The following is a 10121-nucleotide window of genomic DNA, read 5'->3' on the forward strand; positions in this document are numbered from 1 at the left end:
ATCCGGCCGCCGGCTCCCGTCACTCGTCGATGATCGCCACCGCCCTTGTCCAGCCAGCCGAGCCGCGATGCACCTTCACCGGGAAGCACACCACCTGGAAGCCATCCGGCGGCAATACTTCCAGATTGTGCAGCTTCTCGATGTGCGAATAGCCGATCTCCCGGCCGGCGCGATGGCCTTCCCAGATCAGCGACGGGTCGCCGCCTTCCCGGATGCGGCGCCGCGTGTGGCTGAACGGCGCGTCCCAGGACCAGCCATCGGTGCCGACCAGGCGGATGCCGCGCTCCAGCAGCCATAACGTCGCCGCCTTGCCCATGCCGCAGCCGCTGTCGATGTAGTCATCCTCGCCGTAGCGGCTGCCGGCGCGGGTGTTGACCACGACGATCTCAAGCGGCCGCAGCGTATGGCCGATCCGCTTCAGCTCCGCCTCGACATCATCCGGCTGCACCACATAGCCGTCCTCGAAGTGACGGAAATCGAGCTTCACCGCGGGATTGTGGCACCATTCCAGCGGCACCTCGTCGATCCGCCAGGAAGGCTCCCCGCCCGGCTTCAGCCGCTCGTTCATGCGGGAGAAGTAGTGGTAGGGCGCGTCCAGATGGGTGCCGTTGTGGGTGCTGATCTCCACCCGCTCCACCGCGGCGTACTCGCCTTCCGGCAGGGCGGAGACCGGCACGCCCATGTATTCCGCCATGCGGGGCGCCGACTGGTGGTGGTCGACGTACTGGATCTTCGGCTCCATGCCGGGCGGGTCGCTCTTGATCCCGGCCTTCAGCGGGACGGAAATGTCGATGAAGCGGCGGGCCATGGGCGTCTCCTCAAGCTGAGGCTGGTTCGGGGCGGCGCAATCATGGCCTCGCCCCCTCCCCCGTTGTTCGCCGCGGAGGCTAGAACAGCGAATAGCCGCCGTCGATCACCAGCGTATCGCCGGTGTGGAAGGCACTCGCGCTGCTCATCAGGTAGACGGCGATGCCGCCGAAATCCGACCCGGTGCCCCAGCGCCGCATCGGCACACGCGGCAGCACGTTGCCGGCGAATTTCGGATCGGCGACGGAGCGCGCTGTCATCTCCGTCTCGATCCAGCCGGGCAGGATGGAATGGGCGCGGATGCCGTGCCGGGCCAGTTCCACCGCCAACGCCCGCACCATGGAGACCATGCCGCCCTTGCTGGCGCCGTAATGCTCGTTGCGCGCCGCGCCCTCGATGGCGGCCAGCGAGGCGGTGCCGACCAGCACGCCGCCCTTGTCCCCGGCGTCGGCTCGCGCCTTCATGTGCTGCGCCGCGGCGCGGAAGGTGAGGAAGGCGCCGGTCAGATTGACCCGCAGCACCCGGTCCCATTGTTCCCTGGTGCGCTCCAGGAAGGGCGAGGAGCGGCCGCCGGAGATGCCGGCATTGGCGAAGCAGCCATCGACCCGGCCCATCACCCGCAGCGTCTCCGCGAAGGCCGCCTCCACCTGCTCTTCCTCGGAGACGTCGCAGCGCAGCGCCAGCACGCGGCGGCCGGTCGCTTCCAACTGTGCCTTCGCCGCGGCGTTCTTGGCCTCGTTGGTGCCCCAGATGGCGATATCGGCGCCGGCCTGGGCCAGCGCCTCCGCCATGCCGAGGCCGATCCCGCCATTCCCGCCGGTGACCAGCGCCACCTTGCCGGTCAGGTCGAATGCCGCGTAGCCCATCGATGCGTTCCTCCTTGCGTGGGCACGCAGACTGCACCGCCGCGGCGCGGCTTGAAACCGACGGCTTGAAACGCAGTGCCAGCCGGCGCAGGTTGCGCGCAACGATTCCCTGGGAAACTGCCATGCTTACACGTCGTACCGCCGTCATCGCCGCCGCCCTGGCGCCGCTCGCCCGCCCCGCGCTTGCCCAGGCCGGCTGGCCGGAAAGGCCGGTTCGAATGGTGGTTCCCTTCGGTGCCGGCGGCAATCTCGACACGCTGATCCGCATCGTCTCGCCGATGATGAGCCAGAAGCTCGGCCAGCCGGTGGTCATCGAGAACCGCCCGGGCGCCGGCGGCAACCTCGGCGCCGAGGCGGTCGCCCGCGCCGCGCCGGATGGCTACACCGTGCTGGTCGCAGCGAATGGCTCGCTGGTGAACAACCCGCTGCTGATGGTGCGGATGCCCTATGATGCGGTGAAGGATTTCGTCCCGATCGGCCTCGGCTTCCGCACCCCAAATGTGCTGGTCGTCTCGCCACGCTACCCGCAGCAGACCCTGGCGGCCTTCTTCGCCGATGCCAAGGCGCGGCCGGGCCAGGTGAGCTGCGCCTCGGCCGGCGTCGGCACCACCAACCACCTGCTGATCGAATTGCTGAACGCGGCGACCGGCGCCGGGCTGGTGCATATCCCCTACCGCGCCAGCGGCGCGTCCACCCCCGATCTGATCAGCGGCACCCTGTCCTCGGCGGTGGACCAGATCACCACCGCCCTGCCGCAGCACCGCGACGGCGCGCTGAAGATCCTCGGCATCGGCATGCCCGAGCGCATCGCGCTGCTGCCCGATGTGCCGAGCTTCACCGAGGTCGGGCTGGAGGGCGGCGGCATCACCTCCTTCATCGGCCTGCTGGTGCCGGCGGCGACCCCGGCCGGGCCAATTGCCCGGCTGCAGGCGGCCTTCGCCGCGGCGCTGGCCGATCCGGCGGTGCGCGCCAGGGTCGAAGCGATCGGCAACCTCATTGCCACGCCGGAGGAACAGACTCCGGGCGGCTTCGCCAAGGCGCTGGAGGTGGAGCGGGAGCTGGCCCGGCGCGCGGTGCAGCTCGCCGGGCTGAAGCCGGAGTAGCACCACAGCCATGGGCCGCCCTGACGGCTTGCATCCGCGGCCGCGGTGCGCAGGATGCGCCGCGACGCGACCAGGCAGGTCAGGGTGGAGGCAGCGCTATGCCGCAGATCGTTTTCGTGCAGCCGGATGGCGGGCGGCAGACACTGGCCACCGCTGGCGAGCCGACGGTGATGCACCTCGCGATCCGGCACGACGTGGCCGGGCTGCCGGCGGAATGCGGCGGCCAGCTGGTCTGCGCCACCTGCATGGTGGATGTGGCGGCGGAATGGGTGGCGCGGGTCGGCCCGCCGGGCGAGGATGAGCGGGACATGATCGAGGATACGCTGGGCCAGGTGCCGGAAGGCCGCCGGCTGTGCTGCCGGATCACGGTGACGGAGGCGCTGGACGGGCTGGTGCTGCACGTCCCGCCGGTCCAGGGCTGAGCACCATGGACCCCGCCCCGCCCCTGCTGCCTGACGCCACCCGCAGCCTTGCCGGCTTCGCCGCCGGTCTGCGCTTCGCCGCGATCCCGGCGGCGGTGATCGCGCATGCGAAGCTCGCACTGCTGGATGGCATCGGCGTCTGCCTGCATGGCGCCACCCTGCCCTGGACCCGGCATGTCCATGCCATGCTGCTGGCGGAAGGCGGCGCGCCGGCGGCGACGCTCTGGGGCACCGGGCGGCGGGTCTCGCTGGCCCAGGCGGCGCTCGGCAATGGCACGGCGGGCCATGCCTTCGAGATGGACGATATCCACAGGGACAGCGTGCTGCATCCGAACTCGCTGACCACTCCCATCGCGCTCGGCCAGGCCGAGGCGGAGGGTGGGTTGCCGGGCCAGGCGGTGCTGGCGGCGATCGTCGCCGGCTATGAGGTCGGCGCCCGGGTCGGCAATGCGGCGACGACCGCGCTGTTCCTCAACGGCTTTCATCCGCAGGGCACCACCGGCACCTTCTGCGCGGCGGCGACGGCGGGGCATCTGCTGGGGCTGGATGCCGGGCGGATGCAGCATGCGCTCGGCATCGCCGGATCGATGGGGGCGGGGCTGATGGCGGCACAGGAAGGCGCGATGGTGAAGCGCCTGCATGCCGGTCGCGCCGCGGAAAGCGGCGTGCGTGCGGCGGCGCTGGCGGGGCGCGGCTTCACCGGCATCACCGATGTGCTGGAGGCGCCCTATGGCGGCTTCCTTTCGGCCATTGCCCGCACCCCGATCCCGGCGAAGCTGACCGCCGGGCTTGGCGAGGTGTGGGAAACGGCGAACACCGGCTTCAAAATGTATCCCTCCGTCACCTCGATCCACAGCGCGCTGGATGCGCTGCGGGCGGTGATGGCCGAGCACGCGCTGGATGCATCCCAGATCGCCCGCATCAAGGTCGGCGTCGGCCATATGACCTATGTGCACACCGCCTGGCCCTACAAGCCGGCCGGGGTGACAGCGGCGCAGATGAACATCTTCTACGGCTTGGCGGTGACCGCGCTGCATGGCGCGGCGACCGCCGTCCATTACCGCGAGGACCGGCTGGAGGATCCCGCCATCCTGGGCTTCATCCCACGCATCGCGGTCACCGAGGATACCGGGCTGGAAGCCATGGGCGCCGCCTTCCGCCACGCCTGCCGCCTGGCGGTGCATACCACCGATGGCAAGGTGCTGCGGCAGGAGGTGCTGCACCGCCGGGCCAGCCCCGAGAACCCGGTGACGGCGGCGGAGGTGGAGGCGAAGTTCCGCGCCAATGTCGCCGGGATGCTGACGGAAGCGCAGGCGGATGAGGTGGCGGCGCTGGTTGGCCGGCTGGAGACGCTGGACAGTACCGCAGCCCTGACCGGGCTGCTGGCCGCTACAGGCTGAGCCTGCCGCTCAGCCCTTCCCCGGCAGCGTCCCGAACACCGTCTCCGCCTCGATCTGCAGCACGTTCTCCGGCCGTGGGAAGGGCGCGGGCGGCGCCTCGTCCGCGCTCCGCGGGCGGCCGATGCGGGCAAAGAAGCTCTCCAGACCGCCGGGCAGGATGATCCAGGCGAAGGTCAGCGGGCCGGCGCCGGTGTTGTGGAAGGAATGCGCGCGGCTGCGCGGGAAGAAGAAGCAGCTTCCCTGGCGCATCGGATGGCTGGCGCCCTCGATGCGCGCCTCGCCCTCGCCTTCCAGGACGAAGATCACCTCCTCATTCGCATCGTGCAGGTGTTCCCGCACATGGCAGCCAGGGTCGACGGTCTGGGTGCCCATGGCGAAGGGCGTCTCCGCGCCGGTCGTCGCGCTGTCCAGCAGGCAGCGGACGAAGCCATTGGCTGGCACCGGCTGCCAGAAGCTCGGCGCCTCCTCCGGCTGGCGGATGACGAGGCGGGCGGGGCTAGGGGTGGCGTCGGGCATGGCGGGCCTCCTGCCGCAGAGCATGGGCGTTGCCGGCACCCACGGGCAAGGCTTGCGGATAGCGTCCCGGGTATGAAACGCTTCGGGCGGGAGACTGCGCTGCAACGGCGAACCACGCTGGGAGAGTGATCCGATGCTGTCGAGACTCGCTGCCGTGCGACTGGTCTGGGGCCTGGCGCTCGGCCTCGCCTGCGCCCTGCCCGCCCGGGCCCAGACCCGTTGGGTGATGGCGACCCCCTATGCGGAGAATTTCCACACGCTGAACATCCGGCAGTTCATCGCCGATGTTGAGGCCGCGACTAGGGGCGGGCTGACGATCCAGCTCCACCCCAATGCCTCGCTGCTGCCGATGGCGCAGATCAAGCGTGGCGTGCAGACCGGCCAGGTGCAGCTCGGCGAGATCCTGCTCTCGGCCTATGCAAACGAGGACCCATTCTTCGAGGTGGATGGCGTGCCCTTCCTCGCCTGGACCTGGCCGCAGGCCGAGGCGCTCAACGCCGCCACCGAGCCCTTCATCCGCACCCGGCTGGAGCGCCAGGGGCTGACCCTGCTCTACATGGTGCACTGGGACGCCCAGGGCTTCTACGCGCGCAACGAGCTGCGCAGCGTGCAGGATCTGCGCGGCACCCGCTTCCGCGCCTACAACAATGTCACCGCCCGGATGGCGGAGCTGATGGGCGCGACGCCGGTGACGGTCCAGGCCGCCGAGGTGGCGCAGGCCTTCGCCACCAATGTCATCCAGTCGATGTTCACCTCGGCGCAGACCGGGGTGAACGTCACCGCCTGGGACTTCACCCGCTACTGGTACAATGTCGGCGGGATGCGCACGCGGAATGCGGTCTTCGCCAATAGCCGGGCTCTGGCGGCGCTGGATCCGCCGAGCCGCGCCGCGCTGCTCGCCGCCGCGGCGACCGCGGCGGAGCGCGGCAAGACAATGGCGAAGGAGGCCGAGGTGGCCATGGCCAACCGGCTGCGTAGCCAAGGCATGCAGCTGCCGACGCCATCCGAGCAGATGATGTCGGAACTGCGCGCCATCGGCGAGACCCAGACCGCCGAATGGGTGCAGCGCGCCGGCCCCGAGGGCACCCAGATGCTGGAGCGCTACCGCGCCGCGCTGAAGTAACCCGCGCGTCTTGCCCTGAGCGGCAGCGGGCGCATATGCGCGGCATGCACCCGCTGCTGATCGGCTCGGAGATCTACCGCCATTCCTCCTACGAGCCGAAGCACCCGCTGGCCATCCCGCGGGTCTCCACCACCCTCTACCTGATCGCGGCGCTTGGCTGGCTGCCGCCGGGCGGCTGGATCCCCTCGCCGCTGGCGACACCCGAGGCGCTCACCCGGTTCCACGACCCGGCCTATGTCGCGGCGTTGCAGCGGGCCGAGGCGACGCAGCAGGTCTCGCCCGAGGATCGCGCGCGCTTCCACATCGGCGCCCATGGCAACCCGGTCTACCGCGAGATCTTCTCCCGCCCCGCAACCGGTGCCGGCGGCACCATGCTGGCGGCGCGGCTGACCGCCGGCGGCGGCATCGCCCATGTACCGGGCGGCGGCACCCACCATGGGCTGCGCGACCGGGCCAGCGGCTTCTGCTACCTGAACGACCCGGTGCTCGGGCTGCTGGAATGGCTCGACGCCGGACTCGACAACATCCTCTACGTCGACATCGACGCGCATCATGGCGATGGCGTGGAACTGGCCTTCGCCGCGGACCCGCGGGTCTTCACTCTCTCGGTGCACGAGGCGGATCGCTGGCCCTTCACCGGGCGGGTGGAGGACCGGGCTGGCGGCCATGCCCGGAACCTGCCGGTGCCGGCCGGCTTCAACGATTCCGAGATGCTCTGGCTGCTGCACCAGGCGGTCCTGCCGATCGCCCGGCGCCTGCGGCCTCAGGCCATCATGCTGCAATGCGGCGCCGATGCGCTCGAAGAGGATCCGCTGTCGCGGCTCGCGCTGTCGAACAACGCCCATTGGGGCGTGGTGCGGGCGCTGATGGGGCTGGCACCACGCTTCATCCTGCTCGGCGGCGGCGGCTACAACCCATGGAGCGTCGCGCGCTGCTGGGCCGGCGCCTGGGGCGTGCTGAACGGCTTTGAGCCGCCGGAGCGCCTGCCGCCGGCGGCCGAGGCGGTGCTGCGCGGCCTGGCCTTCCACCGCGCCGCCGGGCGCAACCCGCCGGAGGCCTGGTTCACCACCCTGCGGGATGCGCCGCGTCCGGGGGTGGTGCGCGCGGCGGTGCAGCGGGTTGCGGTGGCGGCGGTGCGCGACCTGCCGCCGGCCGCGGTTGCGCCGTGCAGGCTGCATCCCACCGGCCTTGCCTTGACCGGCCTGCCCTCCCCAATGCCCTAGGCATGAGCGCCGCGCCCCGCTGCGGCACCGCCCTGCACCGCATCGGCAGGAGGTCTGCGGCCTCCTGCCCGCACCGCAGCCTCAGCCATGCAGCCGATGCAGGGCCGAAGCGGGACCGCCCGGTCGGGCGCAATGCCACCACCTCGGCTTGACCTTGGCTGCTTCCGACCACAGCATCCAGCCGCAGTCATGGTGGAGCTGATTGCCAATACTGCAATACGAAAAATCAAACCAAAAAATCAGCGGAGAGAAACCCCAAATATGAATCGCCGTGCACTGAACCTGTCCCTGCTTTCCTTGTCGGCGGCCCCGGGTCTTGCTTTCGCGCAGAACACGCCCGGTTCCATCAAGGTTGGCGTGCTCACCGACCTGTCCGGCCCCTTCATGGATATCGTCGGGCCGGGTTCGGTCGAAGCTGCGCGGATGGCAGCCGAGGATGCCGGCGGCAGCGTGGCCGGCCGCCGCGTCGAGATCGTCGCCGCCGACCATCTCAACCGGCCGGACAATGCCGTCTCGATCGCCCGCCGCTGGTATGACAATGAGGATGTGTCGGTGATCGCCGACCTGCCGCTTTCCTCGGTCGCGCTGGCGGTGCAGGCGCTGGGGCGGGACCGCAAGCGCATCTCGCTGGTTACCGCCTCCGGCAGTGATGCGCTGACCAATGAGGATTGCTCGCCCTACAGCATCGACTGGACCTTCACCGCAAGCGGCCTGTCGGCCGGCACGGTCAAGGCCCTGCTGTCCCAGGGCCATGACAGCTGGTTCTTCATCACCGCGGATTATGCCTTCGGCCATTCGCTGGAAGCTGCGGCGTCCGCCATGGTGCGCCAGGCTGGCGGCCAGGTGCTGGGCAGCGTGCGGCACCCGGTCAACTCGAATGACATGTCGTCCTATCTGCTGCAGGCACGGCAGAGCCGGGCCAAGGTGATCGCCATCGCCAGCACCGGGCCGGATGCGCAGAACGTCGTCAAGGGCGCGGCGGATTTCGGGCTGACGGCGGCCGGGCAAAAGCTCGCCGCGCTGCTGATGTACGACAGCGATGTCCGCGCCCTTGGCCTGCAGGCGGCGCAGGGGCTGATCCTCACCCTGGCCTATTACTGGGACCTCGACGAAGGAACGCGCCGCTTCGCCGAACGCTTCTTTGCGCGGCGCAAGGTCAAGCCCAACATGCTGCATGCCGGACTCTATTCCGCCGTCTCGCACTACCTGAAGGCAGTGGCGGCGACGGCGACGACCGACCCGGACCCGGTGATGGCCTGGATCCGCGCCAATCCGGTGAACGACTTCTTCGCCCGGAACGGCGTGGTGCGACAGGATGGGCTTATGGTGCACGACATGTTCGTGCTGCAGGTCAAGAGCCTGGCCGACTCCACCGGCCCATGGGACATCCTCAAGCCCCTGCAGCGCATCCCCGGCGATCAGGCCTTCCCGCCGCTTTCGGCAAGTACCTGCAAGCTCCTGGCAGGTTGAAGCCGGTCATCAAACCCAGGCCGGGGGCTGGGGGGGGGACGCTCGTCCCCCCCAAGCGGGGCGCGGGGCAGCGCTCCGCCTTCAGCCCGCAGCGAGGCGCCCGACCTCCGCCAGCACCGCGTTCCGCTCCTCATCCGACGCCTGCGCCCCGGTGTAATAGGCCGCGACCAGGATCGGCGGGCGGCTCGGCGGCCAGAGGATGGCGATGTCGTTCGTCGTATTGTGCCCGCCGCTGCCGGTCTTGTCGCCGGCCCGCCAGCCCTTCGGTACCCCGGCCCGCAGCCGCTTGTCGCCGGTCCGGCAGGCCACCAGCCAGGCAGTCAGCTGCGCGCAGGAGTCAGCCGAGAGCGTGTCCTCGACCAGCAGCCGGCGCATCAGCCCAAGCATGGCCAGCGGCGTGGTGGTGTCGCGCGGATCGCCCGGCGTCGCCTCGTTCAGCGCGGTTTCCCACCGGTCCAGCCGTGTGAATTCGTCACCAAGCGAGCGCAGCCAGCCGGTCAGCCCCGCCGGCCCGCCGAAGCTGGCGAGCAGCAGGTTCCCCGCCGTATTGTCGCTGAGGGTTACCGCGGCGTCGCAGAGTTCGGCGACGGTCATCCCCGCGGCGCCGGCATGCGGCCCGGTGACCGGGGAATAGGGTACCAGCGCCTCCCGCCCATAGATGATGCGGCGGCCGAGGCTCTCCTCCTGCCGATCCACTCGCGCCAGGGCGCAGGCGGCGGCGAGAAACTTGAAGGTGCTGGCCATGGGGAAGCGCTCCTCGCCACGCTGCGCGAGCGGCTCGGCGCCCGCGGTATCGAAAAGCGCGACGCCAAGGCGGCCGCCGTGGCGGCGTTCCAGCGCGGACAGACCTTGGCGGAGCGTCGCCTGACGATCAGCGGCCCGGGCCGGCAGCACGGGCGCGGCAAGCAGCGCGCCGCTCAGCATTCGGCGTGAGATCATTGTGGGCTCCCCCTTCGGCATGCGGGGGCGTGGCATAGGTGTGGTCCGGGGGCCGAGGCAAGCCGCTGCCACCAGGCCACCCGCCCCATCATGCCAACTTCACATGACTCCTTTTGCGTTCATGTTGCATTGTTGAAACCCTGTGGTGGGCGACCTGAGGAGCATCAGGTTGTGGGTGAGGACCCGCAGGATGATTTCGCGCGCCTGCGCGGCACCGCTGCGAGCGCTCAGAGCCGAGCCGAGGCGTCGTTT

Annotated in this window: 10 protein-coding genes; 6 read left to right on the top strand and 4 right to left on the bottom strand. The window is 70.2% G+C overall.

Going from position 1 to position 10121, the window contains the following annotated elements:
• Positions 1-19: 19 nt before the first annotated feature.
• Together H7965_RS21420 and H7965_RS21425 are read right to left on the bottom strand one after the other, a co-directional pair.
• A complete protein-coding gene (locus H7965_RS21420; protein WP_186772619.1) occupies positions 20-808 on the bottom strand; it encodes a cyclase family protein in 789 nt (262 codons plus the stop codon).
• Positions 809-887: 79 nt separating this feature from the next.
• Entirely contained in the window at positions 888-1673 is a 786-nt protein-coding gene (locus tag H7965_RS21425) for an SDR family NAD(P)-dependent oxidoreductase (protein WP_186772620.1), read from the bottom strand.
• Positions 1674-1795: 122 nt separating this feature from the next.
• Here H7965_RS21425 and H7965_RS21430 point away from each other — a divergent pair, with 122 nt between their 5' ends.
• The 3 genes from H7965_RS21430 (at position 1796) to H7965_RS21440 (ending at position 4598) form a co-directional block, all read left to right on the top strand.
• Positions 1796-2776: a Bug family tripartite tricarboxylate transporter substrate binding protein gene (locus tag H7965_RS21430; protein ID WP_186772621.1), complete on the top strand. Its 981-nt coding sequence runs from the start codon at positions 1796-1798 to the stop codon at positions 2774-2776.
• A 98-nt stretch (positions 2777-2874) separates the two neighbouring features.
• Positions 2875-3198, top strand: coding sequence for a 2Fe-2S iron-sulfur cluster-binding protein (locus tag H7965_RS21435; RefSeq protein WP_186772622.1), 324 nt, complete (start codon positions 2875-2877; stop codon positions 3196-3198).
• 5 nt (positions 3199-3203) lie between these two features.
• On the top strand, positions 3204-4598 hold the full coding sequence (locus H7965_RS21440; RefSeq protein WP_186772623.1) for an MmgE/PrpD family protein: 1395 nt from the start codon (positions 3204-3206) through the stop codon (positions 4596-4598).
• A gap of 9 nt (positions 4599-4607) precedes the next feature.
• Here the strand turns inward: H7965_RS21440 and H7965_RS21445 are convergent, their stop codons facing one another.
• Positions 4608-5114, bottom strand: coding sequence for a cupin domain-containing protein (locus tag H7965_RS21445; protein WP_186772624.1), 507 nt, complete (start codon positions 5112-5114; stop codon positions 4608-4610).
• A gap of 133 nt (positions 5115-5247) precedes the next feature.
• Here H7965_RS21445 and H7965_RS21450 point away from each other — a divergent pair, with 133 nt between their 5' ends.
• The 3 genes from H7965_RS21450 to H7965_RS21460 all read left to right on the top strand — a co-directional run bounded on the left by H7965_RS21450 (position 5248) and on the right by H7965_RS21460 (position 8930).
• Complete coding sequence (locus H7965_RS21450; RefSeq protein ID WP_186772625.1) at positions 5248-6237, top strand: TRAP transporter substrate-binding protein; 990 nt, start codon at positions 5248-5250, stop codon at positions 6235-6237.
• A 35-nt stretch (positions 6238-6272) separates the two neighbouring features.
• Positions 6273-7460, top strand: coding sequence for an acetoin utilization protein AcuC (locus tag H7965_RS21455; protein WP_456308191.1), 1188 nt, complete (start codon positions 6273-6275; stop codon positions 7458-7460).
• Between the two features lie 261 nt (positions 7461-7721).
• A complete protein-coding gene (locus H7965_RS21460) occupies positions 7722-8930 on the top strand; it encodes an ABC transporter substrate-binding protein (RefSeq protein ID WP_186772626.1) in 1209 nt (402 codons plus the stop codon).
• 81 nt (positions 8931-9011) lie between these two features.
• On the opposite strand, the gene bla is transcribed toward H7965_RS21460, so the two are convergent.
• Positions 9012-9869, bottom strand: coding sequence for a class A beta-lactamase (gene bla / locus H7965_RS21465; protein WP_186772627.1), 858 nt, complete (start codon positions 9867-9869; stop codon positions 9012-9014).
• Positions 9870-10121: the final 252 nt, after the last annotated feature.

The organism is Siccirubricoccus deserti, from assembly GCF_014283215.1.
GTDB classification, from domain to species: Bacteria; Pseudomonadota; Alphaproteobacteria; order Acetobacterales; family Acetobacteraceae; genus Siccirubricoccus; species Siccirubricoccus deserti.